We start from the raw sequence: 20414 nt of genomic DNA, 5'->3' as shown, positions 1-20414 counted from the left end.
ATGATATTAAATATTGCTATGCTTATTATTTTATCTTTATTTATTATATTTGGTGTATTAATTACAATTAACTTATTTTGGGCAAAACATCAAAATGGAATTTATTCTACAGGCGATATAGATATGAGTTATAGATATGGATATTTTATTCAATCTATTATTGACGAAAATGGTAATAAGGCAGGATATGAAGCGCTTTTGCGTTATTACGATCCAGTTGATCAAAAATGGAAGTTTCCTACTAATTTTAAAGATTTTTCATTACGAGAAATAATTCCTCTATTAAAGGACGTTTTACCTCGATTAAATGAAGAGAGTGGCTTTTTATCGATTAATATAACTTTAAATCAGATGTATGATCTTCGTTATGAGTGGTTTATTCGTTGGGCGCGAGGAACAATCTACCCAATGAAATTAAGAATTGAAATTAGTATTACGGATGACTATAAACCAAATTTATTAGTTAAAAGAAATATTATTAAAAATTTGAAAAAGAGTAAAGAATTGGATGTCGATGTGATTTTAGAAAAAATTGAATCAACCAATGTTTTTTTAAAAAAGGTTAAATGGATGTTTAAAGATATTTCGGGAATTAAAATTCCATTTTCACAATATCGTAAAACTGGTGATGATCAGTGGGTTGATATAAATATGGGTGAGTGGAAACGAATTGCTACAAGCTATGGATTTGAAATTGATGTGACAGAACTAGAAAACTCAGATGATATTGAACTAGCAGATAATTTAAAATTGAAATATCGTCAAGGATATCTTATTGATAAGCCTAATTATGGAGAAAGTGATTTTAAATAATATAGATGTTATTTTATAAAAATATATTAAAGGTGATAGCATGTCAAAACGGATTATTGCATTGATATTTGTAACACTATTTTGTGCAAGTTTAGTAATATTCAAAATAAGTAATATGGCTTCAAAAAATCACTTGGAAAATAAAAAAGGACTTAATATTGACATAGCAAGGCATCCATTGTCTGAGCGTGATTTAAAATTAATTATTAAAACTGCAAAACAAAAAAAATTTGATTATTTACAACTGCATCTTAGTGATAATGAACATATCGCTTTTCAGTCTGATTATTTAGGAAATACTAAGGATTCATCAGCATTGTCAAAAAAAGAACTAAAGCAGCTAGTACAATATGCTGAAGAACATAACATTCAATTAGTACCTGATGTTGATGTTCCCTCACATATGGGAGCCATTTTAAAACAATTAAAGGTAAGTCATCCTGAAATTTATCATCAGGTAAAGTTAGATGAAGAAACGATTGATTATACTAATCCTAAATCGATTGAATTAGTTAAAAAAATATATGGTGAACTTAATCCAATATTTTCAAAACAAACCAATTTGAATTTTGTGATTGGGGCAGATGAGGTACCTGGTAATATTGTATTACACAAGAATTTAGTTGAATTTATAAATCAAATCAATCGGTATCAAAATCAAGCTGGTTTTACTAACGTAATTTGGAATGATCAAATTTTAAAGAAAGAACTTAAAAATTTAGATTACAATTTAATTATTAATTATTGGTCACATTCAGGTAATCATGATGCACCAAATCAAGCCAAATTATTGATGAATCGAAATAAAAATTATATTTCGGTGAACGATGCATTTAAACTTGATCGAAAAATAATTAATTCCAATAGTTATGTATTATATTATCAAATGAAAAACATAGGCAATAAACAGCAGGATCGATATGTATTAGACATTTTAAATAACAAATGGGAGCCAAATATATTTAATGAAATTGATCAAAAAGGGAATAATCAAAATTGGACAGTTGAGCCAGAAGTTAAATTACAAGGTTATGAATTTTCGTTATGGGGAGAAAATTATAAGCTAATTTCATTTAAATCTATTATTAATTTTATTAATAAGCTTAAGTTGGTTTGAAATTAGATAAATATTATTTTATAACTATAATTGATTAAGTTTTAAATATGTGTATTTTAATTTAATTCGATATTTCTTATTTAATTGCAATATATTGCTGATTAATATGGAAAAAATTTAATAAAGTGTTATCATAATCTATACACAAAAGAATATCAAATGTTATATGTTAGAGGGGAAATACAATGATAAAAAGAATATATATGATAATGGTGGTTATTCTAACATCACTTATTTTTACAAATATGAAAACAGCACATGCAGATGAGATTAATTACGATAGTATCCCAATGACGCAAATTTCATACAGTGATTCAACAATTCACACATGGGGAATGATTGTTCAAGATAATGCGATTTATTTAAATTACAATAATGATCCTAAAGGACAGGGGACTACAACATTTCAGGGGTATGGATTTAATTTTAAACTTGGCGATCAACAGGCTGTTATGAATATCGATTCTTCAGATTCTGGTAATATTCCCACAAAATTAGGTGATACAAGAAGTATTAAATTCCAAACGAACAATTATTCTAGTAATATTCAGGAAAAAATTACGGGTACTATCTTAGTTTCAGATAACGGTAATTCGGATAAACCGGCACAGATTTTACATATTAAAATTCCGATGTCAACTTTGGTAAAAGATCCATCATTGGTCAATAAAGTGGAACTAAATAATCCTAACCTAGGTGGTGGAACATTAGTTAGTGACGGGGCGTCAACATCACCAGTCTTATCAGTCTCAATTGCGGTAATCGCAGTTCTGGTTATTGGCTTCTTCGTATATCGTAAGAAGCGTCGGGTAGCATAAGATGTATTGGCTGATAGTATTAGCCATATTTTTATGGGTTTATTTGTTGAGCATTATGAAGAAGGCTAAATGGGCAGCGATGTACAGTGTGATTGGATCAGTTGGATTATTCTTCATTTTAATCTATATATCCAATTTCAGTGTTACATCTTTTTTAATGAAAACTGCTACATTTGGAACTGGGATTTTTGGATCAATAACAGGATTTTATGACATTTCGTTACAGTATAGCTTGATTCAAATTACAAGTGGTGCAGATACAATTAATCTTTTTTTGACCTATGAATGCTCGGCTGTGATTGAATTAGGAGCATTCATCTCTTTAGCGGTTTTTTATCCTTTTTTTCAAAGTGCTAAGGAACGCAGACATTGGTTAATTATTGGAGTGCCTTATATTTTTATTACTAATATAATAAGGTTAATTATTACAGCTACGATTATTCACTATCTTGGTATTAATTCGTTAGTATGGGCTCATGTTATTATTGGAAGAATTATATTTTATGTTCTAACAATTATTTTATATTATGTGGCATTTACGCGGGTTCAAGTTTTAAATATATCAGTTGGTAAATTTACATTTAAATCAGGAGAAAGCTAATGGCTGGTCTTTTAAACTCGGTAGCCTCACAATACCTTTTTGTGGGAATCTGGTTGTTAATTCCAATTATTATCGAAGTAGTGCCAACATTATATGTTTATATTAGACTATCATTGGGAATATTTTGGAATTGGATTATTAATTTAATAAATAAAAATAAAACCATTAATAATAATAATGATTTTTATTTACCGGAAATAGATGTAGTTATTCCGGTCTATAATTCAGCAGACACTTTAGAAGCTTGTATTCTTTCAGTAATTAACTCTACTTATCCTATTGATAAAATAAAAATAACTTTGGTGAATAACAAAAGTACAGATGACAGTTTTAAAAAATTCCAAGAGATTCAAAGCAAATATAACCATACGATGATTTCATGGCTAGATGCAGCTCAAGGAAAATCTAAAGCTTTGAATATGGCAATGTATAATACGCATAATAAATATTTTATTCATGTGGATAGTGATGGACAACTAGAAGAAAATGCCTTATTAAACATGGTTAAGCAATTCGAACGTGACATTGATACTGTTGCTTTGACGGGAATTATTTTAACGCAAAAAGAGCTGATTAAACAACAAAAGAGTAAGTTTATTAAAATAATGGATCTATTAGAGTATCATGAATATTCAAGTGCTTTTTTAGTTGCTCGAAACTCAGAAGCTCTTAGTAATAATATGTTTACTATGTCAGGAGCATTTTCTGGTTTTAGGCGTTCGGAATTATCTAGTACCTTTATGTTTAGTAGTGAAACAGTTGGTGAAGATACGCATATGACTTTTCAAATGCGTGATAAAGGACAAGTTCGTTTAGCTAAAGATGCCATTTTTTATGTAGAACCAATAGATAGTTTTGATACTTTGTACCGTCAACGTCAACGTTGGCAAATGGGTGAAATGCAAGTTATTCATATGTTTGAAAAGACAGGTGATATATCGATTTGGAAATTTTTCACTAATTTCATGGTCCGTAAATTAATGTTGGATCATACCTTTGTGTTTCCGAGACTAATTTGGTTCTTTGCACCAGCGGTCTTAGTAGCTAAAAATTTCTCTGGTAAAACTTTAATTGTTATTTATCTATCAATGTATTTTTTATATGTGTTTATTAGCGGCCTGTTTTTTCTATTAGCGCAAATTTATTTACATAAATTTCAAAAAGAATATAAATTTTTTGTCCGAAGTGGGGTTGTGCTTTTATTGATGCCGATATATAAGTTTATATTGTCATGGGTCTTATTAGCAGCTTTATTGAACGGAACTAATCACATGCAATGGCGGGTTCGATCCATCATCGATGAATTAAGTACTACTGGAAATTTATTAAAAAATGATGCTAAGCGGTTTGCACATATGCTAAAGGATATGAAAAATAATTTAAAAAATTAAAGCTTTAATTTAGACAAGGAGATTCGATGAATTTTAACCATAAATTTATACAATTTATTAACTTAGCAATAACAATCATTTTTTATTTTTTTCTAGTTCAAATGTTGTATTTTTCAGGATCATCAACAAATCTTTCACTTGAAAGCGTAACATGGTATGCACTATTGGTAATTGTGTTTGTAGTATTGATGTATGTACTGATTAATACAAGTTTTATTGATCGATTTGAACGACTTAAGCATAAACAATGGATTTTTGCGGTGGCTTTTTTTGTCTCAGTGGTTATTTTTCAAATTGTCTTTATTTCTTATGTTCATCCAGCAATTGGGTTTGATGCTGGAGCTATTCATTCAGCATTGTTTAATCCCACTGATGTAAATACTCGAGGATATTATAGTCAATATATCAATAATTTATCGTTATTGTTAATTCAACATTGGCTAGCGGATACTTTTCATAATACATCATGGTTATTCTTTGATTATATTGGTTTGATCTTAGTTGATTTATCAGCCTTGATCAACATATTAACAATTTGGTTGATAAAACGTAAAAACACCATTAATTTGATATTTTTAGAATCAACTTTACTAATGGTGTTTCCTTGGATTATTATTTCATATTCAGATATTTGGGTAATTCCTTTAGTATCATTGATTATTTTGTTTTATACGCTAGTCGTTAAATTCAGGAGTAAGCTATGGCTACGCTTAATAATGGATGTTGCTCTAATTTTGACTGTTATTTTGACTTACTATATTAAACCTTCATCAATTATTCCGATTATTGCGATTGGATTAATTGAGATGAAAAGGATCTATATCGCATTGTTTATTGACCACACTATTAAGCTAAAACAGTCTTTGATCTTTATACTGGTTGTTTGCCTGATAGGGGGAGCTGGGTATGGTAGTTTTAAGGCGATTCAACAAACAATTAATAAACAGAGTTATATTCCCGTTAATCCTGGATTATCAGTTCCAGCTATCCACTTTATTAGTATGGGAACTTCTGGTGATGGAGGATATAACGAGAAAGACGCGTTGGCTATGGCTTTACTACCTGATCGACAAGATAAGGTTGATTACTCAGTTCGGATTTTAAAGCAAAGGTTGCATAAAATGGGACCGATTGGTTATGGAAAGTTCCTAATTATGAAACAATCAAATAATACTACTGATGGATCTTTTGCTTGGTTGAAAGAGGGACATTTCTTTGCTAAAAACCCTAAACCAACCAATCTTTTGCAAAGTTTTGTGTATAAAGATGGTAAAAATCTTAAAAATTATCAATTTTTGGCGCAGTTAATTTGGCTTTTATTGTTATTTACTTTAATATTTGCAAGATCTCATAATGATGAGTGGGTTCAAATTTTGCGAATTGCGATTTTGGGTGGTTTATTCTATCTTCTTATTTTTGAAGGCGGTCGTACTAGGTACCTAATTCAATTTTTGCCATTAATTTTCTTGTTAGCCGCGTATAACTCAGATCTATCTTGGAACTTTTTAAATCGGGGGTTCCGTTGGGCGAAAGAAACGTTTAGTATTGATGATTAGAATAAATAATTTAAAGAAATGGAAGAAATTTTATTATGCAAACAATGTATCGGTTAAAATTTTATATCAATGCATATCATGCAGTGGAATGGAATGGAAAAATGGGACAACTTCATCCACATACTTGGGAAATTATTAGTGATTTTTCAACTAGCTCTGATGCTAATATTCAATTTAATGAATATGAAAAAGACATTATGGATTATTTAAAACGTTACGAAGATAGCACTTTGAATGAAGTTAAGCCTTTTGACAAACTTAACCCAACTGTAGAAAACTTTGCAGAAGTTGTTTTTAACGATTTGCGTTATCATTCTAAATTGATTGAAAATAAAATTATTTTGCAAAAACTAGAAGTTAGTGAGGGACCTACCCGTACTTATATCATTGTGAATGATGATATATAAGAGAATAGATTATGAAAAAATTTATGATATTTATTTTTACTTTATTATGCTTATTAGGATTAGTTTGGGGAGTCGGAGCACTAGCACATCTAGGTGGTGGATTTAAAGAAAATGATGTTAGTGCGATTAAAGATACCGGTCATGTACGCAATTGGACTAAGAAGGAGTTTAATGTCCTAACACCGCAGGATTGGGATGATGGCTCTGATAGTCAATATAGTAATATTGTTAAAGTGTTCGGACCAGGTGATGAACGTCGTCTAGAGTCTCAAGATACTTCGGGATCTAAAAAAGCCGAGGTTAAACATTTAGTAATTACTTGGCGACAAAAGGATGCCAACATATATATGGGATTTTATAAATATTAACCAAATGGCCAATGGATTTTACATGATAAAACTTGGACTGACAAGTAGTTATAGAAGATATTTTACCTACATTTAGAGATTAAGGAGCATCTTCAAAATGGAAGATGCTTTTTTATTTTATTTAAATTTTAATGAATATCATGAAAGTTGTAATTAAAGCGTTATGTAAATAAGAATGTTATAATAAATTCCAATAATATTATTAAGTGTTGATAAAAAGGGGTGAAGCGATGCTAAAAGAAATTGCTGCTGGAGACTTAGTAACGGCACGGATTGCGGTTGAAAAAGGAGTTGATCGAATTGAATTAAATCAGCAACTTGAATTGGGTGGTTTGACCCCAAGCAGAATAACTTGGCAGGCTGTTTTAAAATTAGGGCGACCAGTTGTAGTAATGGTACGTCCTCGTGGTGGCGATTTTAACTATAGTAATGATGAAGTGATTGAGATGGAAAGGACCCTAATTGCGTTAAAAAATGATGGGATCAAAATCGTTACCTTTGGAGTGCTAACGGCGCAAAAACAACTGGATACGATAGTCATGGAACGCTTAATTAAAGTAGCTTCACCTATGCGAGTAGTGATGCATATGGCATTTGATTCAATTCCGTTGGATCATCAAGCAGCAGCAATTAATTGGTTATCCCAACACCAGGTAGAGCGAATTTTAACGCATGGTGGTCCGTTGAATCAGCCGATTGAACAAAGTTTAAAACAAATTAAGATTACAATTGAACAAGCTCAGGGTAAGATTGAAATTTTACCTGGTGGTGGAATTAATTATCAAAATTATGAGCAGATTGCTCGACAATTAGGAGTTGAGCAAGTACATGGTAGTCAGATTATTAAGTTAAATGTGGTTGAATAATTATTATATTTAAATATAAAGTCTTGCAAAATGGCTGAGGAAACTGTATAATTAATCTTTGTTGGGTTAGCAAACTAATCTTAACGGGACGTAGCTCAGCTTGGTAGAGCACCTGGTTTGGGACCAGGGGGTCGCAGGTTCGAATCCTGTCGTCCCGATTCAAAAAAGGCAATGACTTAATGTTATTGCCTTTTTATTTTTTAATAAAATTAACATAGGAGGGATCTGATGTCAGGTGAAATGGAAAAAATTACAGCATCAACTTTTATTGATTTAATTAATCAATTAGGATTTAAAAGTCCGATTGTTGGTGAGAAAACGATGCATACGGAACCTGGGTTTAAAGTCCGTGATCCAAAACAGCAAGTAGAGTATCAATTGCCATATTGGGATATTTTACGTCGCGCAGATGAATCATATTGGTCACCACTAGATGGTGATCGTAAAACGGTTTATAATGTGACTGATTTTGAAATTTTAATTAATGAAAATTGGATTCCTATTATTGAGTGGTACATGCAGGACACTGATACTGAAAATTAATAAAAAAGGTCGAGGATTCATCGACCTTTTTTATTATATGCTAAAATAATTTCTACGCCTTTTTATTATGAAAGAAAGCAGTGAAAATGATTAATATTATTAAGCTAATTGTTCCAATTATACCAAGAATGATCCCAATGTTTAAGCCAGGAGTTTTGTACTCTAACTTGATATAGTTAACACCTTGATGGAGTTTAATTCCAATCATACCTTGGTTCACAGCTTTAATCTTATGCGTAGAGCTGGTCCAACCATTGCTCCAAGGAATGGTACTTGTTAACCATTGACTTTTTGAAACTGTGATTTTGCTAGTTAACTGATTATCTTTGTATGAAATAATAGGAGCATTTTTTTGAATTTGTTTAGCAACTTGATCAAATCGATTATCAATCGGGACTGCCTTCATTGTGATTGTGTAGTGATAGGTTCCATCCTGTGAAAACTCCAAGGGAATAAATTGATCTTTTTTATATTGTTTAGCAGGGCCTAAATTAATAGTCAATGCTGAACGATGTTGATAGAAAGAGAGGTTATTAGCGCCTGATTGGTAGACTGAATTAATTTGTTTTTGGTAAGTTGTGTCGATATTGTAACCACCAACTTTTCGTCCAAAATTGTTAAGATTATTTTTGTACCAATTTAATTTAAATCCTGTGGGGTTAATTCTTAAATCAGAATCTTTTTGTGGATTTTGATGATTTTGATGATTATTGAAAACATAATTGGTATATGCAATTTGCTTTCTTTGGCCCCATGTTGCCGCTTTATAGGATAGATTAGTAATTTCTAAATGTAATTCCATTCCTTTTAGTTTTGGATTAGCTTTTATATTAATCCCATCTGGTAATAGGCTAGGATGGGTTTTATAGGTCGTTGTAATTGATGATTTCCAGTTTTCACTCCCATTTAATGCAATAGGTATTGTTTGTACCTTTTTAGCAAAATCAGAATGTTGAGTTCCACCTTTAACTACTACAGAGTCGACTAATGTCGCTTCTTTTTCGGTAGGTGAGAGTTTCTGATATGTCTTAGGGTTGACCGAATATTTTGGTAAGTATAAACGAGGATAACTATTTTGCGTTTCGCCTTTTATTAGCCCCTTGGTAGTCGCTTGTTCATTGACTAAATATGATTTAGGTACATTTTGTTCAGTATTGGTCCAAATATTTTTAACGCCTAAAATATTAAAGATTAAATTACGATGATCTAAATTACCGATGACATCATTAGGGTTAGAGCTTTGAATTTGCAAACCGGCTAGAAATTGATTAGTACTTTTATTTTGAAGAGACCAGTAGCTTTCAATGTTGTTTAAACCAGCAGCTATGGGTAAATTGCTAGCAGGTGCAATACCATTAATATTACCTAGCTGTTGATCAACGTAGATTCGAGGTTGATCTTGATCTAGCGTTTTGAATGTTTTTTGATTTTTAAGTAATGCTTGAATAGTTTGTTTTGGTACTAGGCTGGTTGAATCGGGATTATAATCCTTGGAATGGTTACGGATCATCAAAATACTAAGACCTAAGCTGATAATTATTAAGAGCCAAATTTTAGTCTTTTTTTGTAAGGGATGATTAATGAGCAAGGCAAGGGTTAACAATCCACTAAAAAAAGCAGCAATTAGTAATCCGAAATTCAGGTTAACATTTAGATTATGGCTAATAAAAAGAGATAAGGTAGCAATTCCTCCTAATATTCCGGTAATTTGTAAGTCACGAATCGCTAATTGATCCAGGTTTTCTAATAGTTCCATTGAGATTAATGCGACTGGGAGACAAATTAGTAATAACCAGCGATTTGATGGAGAAGTTCCTCCATTAAAGACGGCAGAAAAGATTGGAAAACATAGTCCTACCATCGTGATGATCCAAATTAAGTTGTAATTTATATATTTTTTAAAACGACGAAAACTAAAAATAATAGCGGTAACGCTAATGAAACTCATACCACCGTTGAGCCAAAATAGCGGAAGTGATTCATTTCCGATGATATTACCTGGAAGCGCTAAATAATAGTTGATCGGATATAACCACATACCATTAGCAATGACCGTATTGGTTCGAACGGCATTCATCGTGGCTAGTACTGAAGGTAAAAAGAGCGGGGCACTGATTAAAGCCCCGATAATAACGGGTCCGAAGACTTGAAGTGTCCTTTTTCTTAGTTGAGGTTGGGTTAATAGGAACCATAACCAAATGAGAAATGTGGCTAAAGCCAGCATAAAAGCAAAATAAAAATTATTCCAAAGGGTCCAAGCGACCATGATGGTTAATAATTTCCAACGACCAGTCCGAATAAAACGGATTAAACTCCAGCAAAGCAATGGAAAAATGATCAGAGGGTTAATAAAGAAAGGGTGTTCAAAGGCGATAAAGGCTGTAAAACCGGAAAAAGTATAAATTATTCCTCCGGCACTTAAAACCCAGTTAGAAAAAGTATGCTTAGTTAAACGAGGTGCTACAAAAATTAAAGCAGCTCCTGCCAACCAGAGTCTAATTAAAATCATTAGATTATAATATTCAATCAGGTGAGTTGATTTTACTAATATTAATGGATAAGTAAAAATATCACCCATAACATAGTAGGAAAAAGTCTGTAAGTAGTCTTGTCCTAGACTTATATTCCAATCCCATGCGGACGGTAATTTATGATTTAAAAATAGATTTCTTAAATCATGATGCCATTGGATCAAGGCAGGAAAATGCTGGGTGATACCATCAGCGTTCCAAATTAATGAACCACCACCAATGAGAAATGGGACGAAAACGATGAGTATAATGATGAAGAATAGAATGGTATAGATACTTAGGGGATGCTTGATTAACCGTTTCATTGAATTTTTGATCCTTTAATTTAGTGTTAATAATTTTCCTTATTATAACATGATGGAAATTTTGCTTTTAATCTTAATCGTGTTAGGAATTATACATCAGGAATGTATATATTTTAAATAAATTACAATAAATAGTAAAAATTTTACAAAGATTGCCCTTTGGCTAATGAAAACGTTTACTTTTGTATCAACGTGGGTTATTATAATAAAGTACTTAGATTAATAAGGGTATGAATAAATTAAAAAGGAGCTCCGCGAAATGGTTAATTTTATTATTGCCAGTCACGGTGAGTTTGCTTCCGGAATTAAGATGTCGGGACAGATGATCTTTGGCGACCAGGAAAATGTCGAAGTTATAACCTTTATGCCAAATGAAGGTCCAGATGATTTGCATCAAAAATTTGTTGATGCAATTAATCGCTTTGAAGATGGGGATAAGAGTCAAGTATTATTCCTTGTTGATTTGTGGGGGGGATCACCATTTAATCAAGCTAATTTAATTGTTGCAGAACATCCAGAAAATATGGCAATGATAGCAGGTTTGAATTTGCCAATGTTGATTGAGGCCTACAGTGCTAGATTTACTCAGGATAAAGCAGCTGATATTGCAAAGTCATTAGTACCAACGGCTCGTGAAGGAGTTAGATCCATTCCAGAAGCCGAATTGGAAACTAATTCAGTTAAAAAAGCAGGGAATGATTCCATGCAAGGCTTGAAAAAGGGTAAGATGAAAATTAATTTAGCCCGAATCGATACACGTTTGTTGCACGGTCAAGTTGCAACAGCATGGACACCTGATTCAAAAGCCAATCGTATTATCGTAGTATCAGATAATGTTGCTAAGGATGATATGCGTAAGAATTTGATCATTCAAGCCGCACCTAATGGAATAAACGCTAATGTTATTCCGGTCGATAAGATGATTGAAGTAATGAAGGATGATCGGATGGGTGGCGTAGAAGCCTTCTTACTATTTGAAAATCCTCAAGATGCACTCCGTGCCGTTGAAGGAGGAGTTCCCTTGACATCAATTAACGTTGGTTCAATGGCTCATTCAACTGGTAAGACAATGGTGAACAAGGTTTTGTCAATGGACAAAAATGATGTTCAAACTTTTGAAAAAATGAGTGATTTAGGGGTTAAATTTGATGTCCGTAAGGTACCATCAGATTCAAAGGCTGATTTATTTAATTTAATTAAAAAAGCCGACGTTAAGTAGCTATTATTTAAATTTGGAAAGGTAGAATATCATGACAATAATTTCAATGGTATTGGTAGTTGTAGTGGCATTCTTCGCCGGGATGGAAGGGATTTTGGATCAATTCGAAATTCACCAACCGCTGATTGCTTGTACGTTAATTGGGCTGGTTACTGGCCACTTAATCCCATGTGTTATTTTGGGAGGAACTTTACAGATGATGGCCTTAGGTTGGGCTAATATTGGGGCCGCTGTGGCTCCCGATGTGGCCTTGGCATCAGTTGCTTCAGCTATTATTTTAGTTAAAAGTGGGCATTTTGATTCAGCTCACATCACTTTGGCATACGGAGCTGCAATTCCGTTGGCCGTTGCTGGTTTGTTCTTAACAATGATCGTTCGTACCTTGGCGGTCGCCATGGTTCACGGAGCTGATAAAGCCGCTGAAAAGGGTGACATGAAGGCGATGGAGCGAATTCATGTCACAACATTGATGATGCAAGGATTGCGAATTGCCATCCCAGCTGTTTTGTTACTTTTGATCCCTACATCAGCTGTTCAAGACGCTTTGAATGCTGTCCCAACTTGGTTGTCAGATGGAATGGCAATCGGTGGTGGAATGGTGGTTGCCGTTGGTTACGCTATGGTTATTAACATGATGGCAACACGTGAAGTATGGCCATTCTTTGCCATTGGGTTTGCTTTAGCAGCTGTCACACAATTAACTTTGATTGCCATGGGTGCAATTGGAGTTGCAATCGCATTGATTTATCTTAACCTATCAAAGATGGGTGGTGGATCTAATAATGGTTCCAACGGTGGTGGATCAGGCGATCCGGTTGGCGACATTTTGAATGAGTATTAGGAAGGGGAACGAAATTATGACTGAAGAAAGAATTACACTTACTAAAAAAGATCGATTTTCTGTTGCCCTTCGTTCAACAATTTTGCAAGGTTCATGGAATTATGAGCGAATGCAGAATTTGGGGTTCGCTTATTCATTGATGCCAGCCATCAAAAAGCTTTATCCGAAAAAAGACGATCGTGCGCAAGCTTTGAAGCGGCACATGGAGTTCTTTAATACTCATCCATATTTAGCTTCGCCTGTTTTGGGAGTTACATTGGCTTTGGAAGAAGAACGAGCTAATGGGGCTGCAATTGATGATGCGGCCATCCAAGGTGTTAAGATTGGAATGATGGGACCACTTGCTGGGGTCGGAGATCCAGTCTTCTGGTTCACGGTTCGACCAATTTTGGGAGCTCTAGGTGCATCACTAGCCATGAGCGGAAATATTTTGGGGCCAATTTTGTTCTTCGTGGCTTGGAATATAATTCGTTGGGCCTTTATGTGGTATACACAAGAATTTGGATATCGTGCTGGAAATGAAATCACTAAAGACTTATCTGGTGGTTTGCTAAAAGACATTACAAAAGGTGCTTCAATCTTAGGAATGTTCATCTTAGCAGTCTTGGTTGAGCGATGGGTTAACGTTAAGTTCACCCTTGAACTACCATCTAATAAATTAGCTGAAGGTGCCTATATTAACTTCCCTAAGGGAGATGTTACTGGATCAAAGTTGCAACAAATTTTGAGCCAACAAGCTGATGGCCTTAGCCTTGTTAAGGAAGCACCAAATACTTTGCAAAACAATATTGATTTGTTGATTCCTGGTTTGATGGGATTGCTTTTGACATTTGCTTGCATGTGGTTACTTAAGAAGAAGGTTTCACCAATTGTTTTGATTATTGGACTTTTCGTAATTGGAATTGTATTACACGTCCTACACATTATGTAAAAAGATTATCACAGGCGGGTCTGGACCAGATTTTTAGTCCGGACTCTTTTTATTAGAAAATATTATAATGCTACAAAGCAATCAAATTTCGAGACTTTTGCGAAAAATTTTATAAAATTTAGGGGGATAGCAAATGGTTGAATCAATTAATACACGAGTGGAATTGAAAGCACCAGGAATTTCATATTTAGGAATTGGGGCTAAATATGGTGATTTTTTAATTGGTGATAATGGCTTTGAATTCTTTAATACGAATAATGTTAATGATTTTATTCAGATACCGTGGGAAGAAATGAAAGTTGTTTATGCTCAATTACATTATAATAAAAAATTAGGTCGTCGCTTTAAGGTTATTACTTCAATTGGTGATCTTGATTTTTCATCCAAAGAGGTTGGTGCTGTTTTAAAAACAATTCGCCAGCATATTGGGAATGAAAAAGTTCTAAGGCGACAAAGTTTTTGGAAGCAAATGACTCTTACATTTAAATCATTTTTCACTAAAAATAAATAAACTAAAAAACGTCTGGCTCAATAATTATTGAGCCAGACGCTTTTTAGTTACGATAACAATAGATTCTAGTGCATAGGAGATAAGTTAAAAGTTATAATTGAAAATGTTGCATATATTATAGGTAGGAAAATATAAAGAATTTGTTAGAAACTTTAATATTAATGATATATATGATAATATAGAATAACCAATTTTTTGAAAGCAGGCTCATCGATGAATGAATTTGAATATGAACAAAAACGTCTAGATCATGTTTTAGACAAGATTGAACAAGCCCAACAAGATAATAATGCTCAACTGGTTCGTGCTGAGGAGGGCCAAGTAGAAGTAGAAAAAGGGTGGAATGATGTTCGATTTAAATCATCCACTTATTCGGGATTATTCGAAACCGCGATGTCAGTTCGACAACAACAACAGATGTTACAAGAACGGGAAATGGCCCAAACTTCAGCTCAACATCAAGCTCAAACTTTAGCCCGTTTGGCAAAAAATCCTTATTTTGCACGAATTGATGTCCAAGATGAAGGATCTGATAAAATAGAACCCATTTATATTGGTTTGGCTTCTTTTTCAGATCAACCCGATAATTTTTTGGTATATGATTGGCGGGCGCCAATTTCATCTATTTATTATGATGCAGGGTTAGGATCTGTTACATATGAGACACCTGTTGGACCACAGGCGGCAAATGTCAGTTTAAAACGACAATTTCAAATTGAAGATAAAAAAATTGTAACCCTATTTGACACAGATGAAGTTGTTGGTGATCAAATGTTGTTAGATGCCGTTGCTGGTGAATCATCAACGAAGATGAAATCGATTGTAACAACGATTCAACGAGAACAAAATAAAATTATCCGGAATACTCATGCTGAACTATTGTTTGTTCAAGGGGCAGCCGGATCAGGTAAAACTTCAGCTGTCTTACAACGAGTGGCATATCTTTTGTATCGTTATCGAGGTAATTTAACAGCTGGTCAGGTGGTAATGTTCTCACCAAATCAATTGTTTAATGATTATATTGATCAAGTGCTACCCGAAATGGGTGAGCAAAATATGATTCAGATGACCTTCTATCAGTATGCTTCACGACGACTACCAAAATTGAAGTTAGAGACGCTACAAGCCCGATTTGAAGAGAGTCAACCTGCTTGGCGCCAAAAAATTAATCAATTTAAAGGAACTAAATTATATTTCGATCTTATTAAAGTTTATACTGATCAATTAAATCAGACAGGAATTCGCTTCCGATCAATTAAATTCCGAGGTAAGGAGATGATTTCCAAAGAACAAATTGCTGATATTTATTATTCATTCAATGAAAACTATAAATTAGGGCAACGTTTGGAAGTGACCAAGGAACGTTTATTAAGTAAAGTTAGAGGGATAATTGGGGCCGAAATGAAGGCTGATTGGGTGGAATATGCCATTCAAAATCTTTCAAAGGAAGAATATGATTCAATTTTAGGTGATCAAGTTCGTGAATTTAAAGATGAAAAAGCTGAGTATAACGCACTAGCCAAAATTATTGTACAAAACGAAATGCGCCCAGTTTTGCAACAAATTAGTCGGACTCGGTTCTTGAATATTAACGCCCAATTTTTGGACTTATTACGATTTGTTCCTAAATTAACTGATTTAACTCAAGTTGGGATTAATGATGAGGAATGGGAAAAGAGTTTAGCGCTCACAATTGAGGAGTTAAAACAAAAAGAATTAAATTTGGCTGATATGACACCATTTATGTACTTATTTGATGTAATTAAAGGAAGTCATGGGGAGCGTGATATTAGATTTGTCTTTATTGATGAAATTCAAGATTATACTCCTTTCCAGTTAGCATTTTTGAAATTCAGTTTTCCAAAAGCTCGCTTTACGATGTTAGGTGATTTGAATCAAGCTATCTTTACCAAGGCGAATGCAGTCACCTTACAAGATGAGTTAAAAGAGCTATTTGGAGCCGAAAAGACTGAATTTATTCAATTAACACAAACATATCGTTCAACACAGCAGATTACTGATTTTGCTAAAGCTACCCTAATCAATGGGGTTCAAATTGATGCATTTGAACGAACTGGTGCTAAGCCAACGATTGAAATTTTGCCAAATGACACAGCGATGACAGAAGCAGTCTTGACGCAATTAACACAAAATGATCAAATTGATGAGACAACGGCGATTATTACGAAAACACTCAAAGAGGCAGAACAAGTTTATGTTTACTTAAATGAAAGCCATCCTGTGACAGTAATACGCACGGAAAACCAGCGATTAGTGCCAGGCGTAATAATTGTTCCGGCTTACTTAGCTAAGGGGCTTGAATTTGATGCTGTCATTATGTGGGATGCTTCAGCTATTAATTATAATGGTGATGATGAGCGTCAATTGGTTTATACGATTGCTTCAAGAGCTATGCATCAATTAACAATTGTGGCTAAACAACAACTTAGCCCATTGTTAAATGTGGATCCTAATCTTTACGATAGAAAGTAATGGCTATTAATCATGGAAGATAATGAAAGAATATTTTCTAAATATCCCCGAGAAGCTTGGCAAAAGTTGAATACTTCGGTTGCTCAACGAGCTGGAGAATTAATTACACCTCAATTATTGAATCAAATTAAGGCCTTTAATGATGAAATATCGATGGATGATGTCAGTAAAATTTATGAACCATTGGTAAATTATATTATTTTAAGAAAAAGACAATATGATTTAGATTTAGTTGAACGGCAACAGTTTTCGCAACAAGTTACTAGAAAAATTCCTTTTATTGTTGGAATTGCGGGTTCGGTGGCAGTAGGCAAATCAACAACAGCAAGATTACTTCAAAATATGTTGCAGGTGGAATATGGTGAAGAACAGGTGGCGTTAACTACGACGGATGGTTTCCTGTATTCAAACTTAGAATTAGAACAACGCCATCTGATGAAACGTAAAGGATTCCCAGAATCATATAATACGGCTGATATGATCAAATTTTTAAATACGGTCAAAGCAGGAGAAAACAGTTTGAAGGTACCTATATATTCACATGAATTATCTGATGTGGTTCCAGATAGCTATGAAGAATTTCAACAACCTAGTATTTTAATTGTTGAAGGCGTCAATACTTTACAGTTTTCAGAACAATTCTCGGTTTCGTTATCTGATTTTTTTGATCTTTCGATTTATGTAGATGCTCCAAAGTTGTTAATAGAAACTTGGTATTTAGATCGCTTCTTAGCGCTGCTGGAAAAAACTAAACGCGAGCATGATATTACTAATTACTTTTGGCAATGGACGAGTTTATCAAAAGATGAGGCGATCAAAATTGGTCGTACAATTTGGCAAAGTGTTAATATACCTAACTTAGAACAGTATATTTTGCCAACTAGAAGTCGGGCTGATATAGTTTTGAAGAAGGAAAAAGGGCATCAAATCACTGAAGTTTGGTTACGTAATTTCTAAAATGTAACTTATCAATGTTACGATAATATTACAAATGGCTGTATATCTATAAATCATAAGCATATTTATAAAAAAAAAGATTTTAAATTACATTAGTAAAGAAAAAATCAAATCAATTAAATTGAATTAAAATGGCTGTATATCAGCCTTGAATAGCCTAAAAAGAGATTTTATTACAGAAGTGTGACATTAAACTGAATGTATTTTGGAACCTGGTAACAGATTGTAAAGCTAACTTAATATAAAATCGGCTCAGCTTGGTAAACTTATATATGTTGATTACGGCGGATACGTCGTAAAGAAGCGCCCAGTAATAATGCTTGGAGCGCAGTAGATGGATTTCTGAAGTCTAGGAGAGTTTTAAATAATGAATAAAGTAAAAGAAACAGCTTTAACAGTTGCTGGATTGACTGCCGTATTTGGGGCTGGTCAAACTGCTATTCACGCCGCTACTACTTATACCGTTGAAGGTGGAGATACTTTGAGCGATATTGCAACAAAGTTCAATACAACCGTTAACGATTTAGTACAAGCTAATAATTTAAAAGATGCTAACTTGATCATTAAAGATCAAGAATTAGTAGTATCAGATGATGATACTCAAGTAGCTGCATCAACAGCTACTGCTACTGACGTTGCTGCTCAAGCAGCTGACGATGCAACTACATCACTTGCTGCTGAATCATCAGCTTCAGCCTCAGAGGCCGCTGCATCATCAGCCGCAGCTTCCGAAGCCGCTGCATCATCAGCTTCAGCTGTTGCATCAACAGCTGCTAATACTGATACTAAGCAAGTAGCTGCATCATCACCTGCTGCCGTAGCTACTGCAGCTACTGGTTCTGGATCAGTTTACGATCAATTTATTGCTGCTGGTGGAACTGCCTCACTATGGCAAAGTGTTGTTATGCCTGAATCTGGTGGTAATCCTAATGCCGTTTCACCAAATGGGTATCACGGTTTGGGTCAAACTATGAACTCATGGGGTTATGGCTCAGTTGCAAATCAAACTTCTGGAATGATTAGCTATGCAGTTTCTCGTTACGGATCTATTGATAGTGCAATTGCATTCCGTTCATCACATGGTTGGTGGTAAGATTAAATCTTAAATTAAAACAAAAGGTTGATGGTTGATATTTAGATATCAACCATCAACCTTTTGTTTGTATATTTGATTTATACCCTGACTAGTCTATGCTAAAATGAAGGGATAAGGAGTGTGGATTAATATGAAGCATGAACATAATATGAATAATCGACGTTATTTAATTTCGACCATAATGAATATTATTATAACGGTGGCAGAATTAATGGGCGGATTAATTTCTGGTTCGTTAGCACTAGTTTCTGATGCAATACATAATTTAACAGATGTGGTTTCTTTAGTGATTGCATGGATGGCACAATTAATTTCTGGTCGAGGAATGAATGCTAAAAATACTTTTGGCTATCGTCGTGCTCAGATTATAGCAGCTTTTGTCAATTCTACTTTTATGATTATGGTTTCATTGTTCTTAATTTTTGAATCCATAAAAGGCTTTTTTAATCCTCATCCAATTCAAGGAAATTTAATGTTGATCATTTCGGTGATCGGATTGATCGCTAATGTTATAACCGGAATGGTATTAGCGCAAGGAGAAGGTAATTTAAATCAACGGGCTGCCTTGTTGCATGTGATTGGAGATGCGTTATCGTCAGTTGGTGTTATTTTTGCAGCAGTGATGATTACTTGGGTAAACTGGTTATGGTTGGATCCGCTTATTACTTTGGTGGTGGCAATCTATATTATGCATGAAACTTGGTCGGTACTAAAAGAAGCTACAAATATTTTAATGGAATCAAATCCAAATGTAGATTTAAACGATGTTAGAAAATTGATTTTGGAATGCCCTTACGTGAAAGGCGCACATCATTTTCATATTTGGCAAATAGACGAAGATCAGACGTTGTTAACCTTTCATGTGACAATGGAAAATCAGCCATTAATTCAAGTGGAACAAAGTATTCATGAAATTCAACAGGTTATTTTGGAAAATTATCAAATTGATCATGTAACGGTTCAACCTGAAGTTAATCATCTTAATGATCAAATAGTCGATCTAAATGAATGTCAGTCAGAAAATTGACATAGAGGGGGAGTAATTAGAAA

The 20414-nt window shown here is 33.8% G+C and carries 19 protein-coding genes and 1 tRNA gene; 19 read left to right on the top strand and 1 reads right to left on the bottom strand.

Annotation, left to right across the window (positions count from 1 at the left end):
• From JC2156_RS06415 to JC2156_RS06365, 11 genes are all read left to right on the top strand, one after another.
• Nucleotides 1–813 (top strand): hypothetical protein, encoded by an 813-nt coding sequence (locus JC2156_RS06415; protein ID WP_006845823.1) that lies wholly within the window; start codon nt 1–3, stop codon nt 811–813.
• 115 nt (nt 814–928) lie between these two features.
• Nucleotides 929–1930, top strand: a complete 1002-nt coding sequence (locus JC2156_RS06410; RefSeq protein ID WP_155815930.1) for a family 20 glycosylhydrolase — start codon at nt 929–931, stop codon at nt 1928–1930.
• Between the two features lie 245 nt (nt 1931–2175).
• On the top strand, nt 2176–2748 hold the full coding sequence (locus JC2156_RS06405) for a Firmicu-CTERM sorting domain-containing protein (protein ID WP_238530593.1): 573 nt from the start codon (nt 2176–2178) through the stop codon (nt 2746–2748).
• Between the two features lies 1 nt (nt 2749).
• Nucleotides 2750–3349, top strand: coding sequence for an exosortase family protein XrtG (gene xrtG / locus JC2156_RS06400; protein ID WP_013989264.1), 600 nt, complete (start codon nt 2750–2752; stop codon nt 3347–3349).
• Complete coding sequence (locus tag JC2156_RS06395; RefSeq protein ID WP_006845819.1) at nt 3349–4740, top strand: TIGR03111 family XrtG-associated glycosyltransferase; 1392 nt, start codon at nt 3349–3351, stop codon at nt 4738–4740. Before xrtG ends, JC2156_RS06395 begins: the two co-directional genes overlap by 1 nt.
• 26 nt (nt 4741–4766) lie before the next feature.
• On the top strand, nt 4767–6296 hold the full coding sequence (locus JC2156_RS06390; RefSeq protein WP_006845818.1) for a TIGR03766 family XrtG-associated glycosyltransferase: 1530 nt from the start codon (nt 4767–4769) through the stop codon (nt 6294–6296).
• 35 nt (nt 6297–6331) lie between these two features.
• Nucleotides 6332–6703: a 6-carboxytetrahydropterin synthase gene (locus JC2156_RS06385; RefSeq protein ID WP_006845817.1), complete on the top strand. Its 372-nt coding sequence runs from the start codon at nt 6332–6334 to the stop codon at nt 6701–6703.
• An 11-nt stretch (nt 6704–6714) separates the two neighbouring features.
• Entirely contained in the window at nt 6715–7071 is a 357-nt protein-coding gene (locus tag JC2156_RS06380; RefSeq protein ID WP_006845816.1) for a hypothetical protein, read from the top strand.
• 230 nt (nt 7072–7301) lie between these two features.
• The gene (locus tag JC2156_RS06375; protein WP_006845815.1) at nt 7302–7937 is read left to right on the top strand and encodes a copper homeostasis protein CutC; all 636 of its coding nucleotides are present in this window, start codon (nt 7302–7304) and stop codon (nt 7935–7937) included.
• Between the two features lie 84 nt (nt 7938–8021).
• Nucleotides 8022–8095: transfer RNA gene (locus tag JC2156_RS06370), tRNA-Pro, on the top strand.
• Between the two features lie 70 nt (nt 8096–8165).
• Entirely contained in the window at nt 8166–8480 is a 315-nt protein-coding gene (locus JC2156_RS06365) for a hypothetical protein (RefSeq protein ID WP_006845814.1), read from the top strand.
• A gap of 52 nt (nt 8481–8532) precedes the next feature.
• On the opposite strand, the gene JC2156_RS06360 is transcribed toward JC2156_RS06365, so the two are convergent.
• Nucleotides 8533–11316, bottom strand: coding sequence for a YfhO family protein (locus tag JC2156_RS06360; protein ID WP_038241221.1), 2784 nt, complete (start codon nt 11314–11316; stop codon nt 8533–8535).
• A gap of 259 nt (nt 11317–11575) precedes the next feature.
• Between JC2156_RS06360 and JC2156_RS06355 the strand changes: the two genes are divergently transcribed.
• The 8 genes from JC2156_RS06355 to JC2156_RS06320 all read left to right on the top strand — a co-directional run bounded on the left by JC2156_RS06355 (nt 11576) and on the right by JC2156_RS06320 (nt 20391).
• Complete coding sequence (locus JC2156_RS06355; protein ID WP_006845812.1) at nt 11576–12535, top strand: mannose/fructose/sorbose PTS transporter subunit IIA; 960 nt, start codon at nt 11576–11578, stop codon at nt 12533–12535.
• 31 nt (nt 12536–12566) lie between these two features.
• A complete protein-coding gene (locus JC2156_RS06350; RefSeq protein ID WP_006845811.1) occupies nt 12567–13376 on the top strand; it encodes a PTS mannose/fructose/sorbose transporter subunit IIC in 810 nt (269 codons plus the stop codon).
• Nucleotides 13377–13392: 16 nt separating this feature from the next.
• Nucleotides 13393–14307: a PTS system mannose/fructose/sorbose family transporter subunit IID gene (locus JC2156_RS06345; RefSeq protein ID WP_006845810.1), complete on the top strand. Its 915-nt coding sequence runs from the start codon at nt 13393–13395 to the stop codon at nt 14305–14307.
• A gap of 133 nt (nt 14308–14440) precedes the next feature.
• On the top strand, nt 14441–14818 hold the full coding sequence (locus tag JC2156_RS06340; RefSeq protein ID WP_006845809.1) for a DUF956 family protein: 378 nt from the start codon (nt 14441–14443) through the stop codon (nt 14816–14818).
• Nucleotides 14819–15031: 213 nt separating this feature from the next.
• Complete coding sequence (helD, locus tag JC2156_RS06335) at nt 15032–17311, top strand: RNA polymerase recycling motor HelD (protein ID WP_006845808.1); 2280 nt, start codon at nt 15032–15034, stop codon at nt 17309–17311.
• Nucleotides 17312–17323: 12 nt separating this feature from the next.
• Nucleotides 17324–18268 (top strand): type I pantothenate kinase, encoded by a 945-nt coding sequence (gene coaA / locus JC2156_RS06330; protein WP_006845807.1) that lies wholly within the window; start codon nt 17324–17326, stop codon nt 18266–18268.
• Nucleotides 18269–18635: 367 nt separating this feature from the next.
• On the top strand, nt 18636–19361 hold the full coding sequence (locus JC2156_RS06325) for a LysM peptidoglycan-binding domain-containing protein (protein ID WP_006845806.1): 726 nt from the start codon (nt 18636–18638) through the stop codon (nt 19359–19361).
• Nucleotides 19362–19494: 133 nt separating this feature from the next.
• The gene (locus JC2156_RS06320; RefSeq protein WP_006845805.1) at nt 19495–20391 is read left to right on the top strand and encodes a cation diffusion facilitator family transporter; all 897 of its coding nucleotides are present in this window, start codon (nt 19495–19497) and stop codon (nt 20389–20391) included.
• The last annotated feature ends 23 nt before the right edge of the window (nt 20392–20414 follow it).

The organism is Weissella koreensis KCTC 3621, from assembly GCF_000277645.1.
The sequence above is the reverse complement of the archived record's forward strand: the minus strand, read 5'-3'. Positions and strand labels throughout refer to the sequence as shown.

Coding starts and splice junctions, on each gene's coding strand:
- helD (WP_006845808.1), top strand. CDS start 15,032: ATGAATGAATTTGAATATGAACAAAAACGTCTAGATCATGTTTTAGAC.
- JC2156_RS06340 (WP_006845809.1), top strand. CDS start 14,441: ATGGTTGAATCAATTAATACACGAGTGGAATTGAAAGCACCAGGAATT.
- JC2156_RS06390 (WP_006845818.1), top strand. CDS start 4,767: ATGAATTTTAACCATAAATTTATACAATTTATTAACTTAGCAATAACA.
- coaA (WP_006845807.1), top strand. CDS start 17,324: ATGGAAGATAATGAAAGAATATTTTCTAAATATCCCCGAGAAGCTTGG.
- xrtG (WP_013989264.1), top strand. CDS start 2,750: ATGTATTGGCTGATAGTATTAGCCATATTTTTATGGGTTTATTTGTTG.
- JC2156_RS06365 (WP_006845814.1), top strand. CDS start 8,166: ATGTCAGGTGAAATGGAAAAAATTACAGCATCAACTTTTATTGATTTA.
- JC2156_RS06320 (WP_006845805.1), top strand. CDS start 19,495: ATGAAGCATGAACATAATATGAATAATCGACGTTATTTAATTTCGACC.
- JC2156_RS06405 (WP_238530593.1), top strand. CDS start 2,176: ATGAAAACAGCACATGCAGATGAGATTAATTACGATAGTATCCCAATG.
- JC2156_RS06410 (WP_155815930.1), top strand. CDS start 929: ATGGCTTCAAAAAATCACTTGGAAAATAAAAAAGGACTTAATATTGAC.
- JC2156_RS06350 (WP_006845811.1), top strand. CDS start 12,567: ATGACAATAATTTCAATGGTATTGGTAGTTGTAGTGGCATTCTTCGCC.
- JC2156_RS06375 (WP_006845815.1), top strand. CDS start 7,302: ATGCTAAAAGAAATTGCTGCTGGAGACTTAGTAACGGCACGGATTGCG.
- JC2156_RS06360 (WP_038241221.1), bottom strand. CDS start 11,316: ATGAAACGGTTAATCAAGCATCCCCTAAGTATCTATACCATTCTATTC.
- JC2156_RS06385 (WP_006845817.1), top strand. CDS start 6,332: ATGCAAACAATGTATCGGTTAAAATTTTATATCAATGCATATCATGCA.
- JC2156_RS06415 (WP_006845823.1), top strand. CDS start 1: ATGATATTAAATATTGCTATGCTTATTATTTTATCTTTATTTATTATA.
- JC2156_RS06345 (WP_006845810.1), top strand. CDS start 13,393: ATGACTGAAGAAAGAATTACACTTACTAAAAAAGATCGATTTTCTGTT.
- JC2156_RS06325 (WP_006845806.1), top strand. CDS start 18,636: ATGAATAAAGTAAAAGAAACAGCTTTAACAGTTGCTGGATTGACTGCC.
- JC2156_RS06355 (WP_006845812.1), top strand. CDS start 11,576: ATGGTTAATTTTATTATTGCCAGTCACGGTGAGTTTGCTTCCGGAATT.
- JC2156_RS06395 (WP_006845819.1), top strand. CDS start 3,349: ATGGCTGGTCTTTTAAACTCGGTAGCCTCACAATACCTTTTTGTGGGA.
- JC2156_RS06380 (WP_006845816.1), top strand. CDS start 6,715: ATGAAAAAATTTATGATATTTATTTTTACTTTATTATGCTTATTAGGA.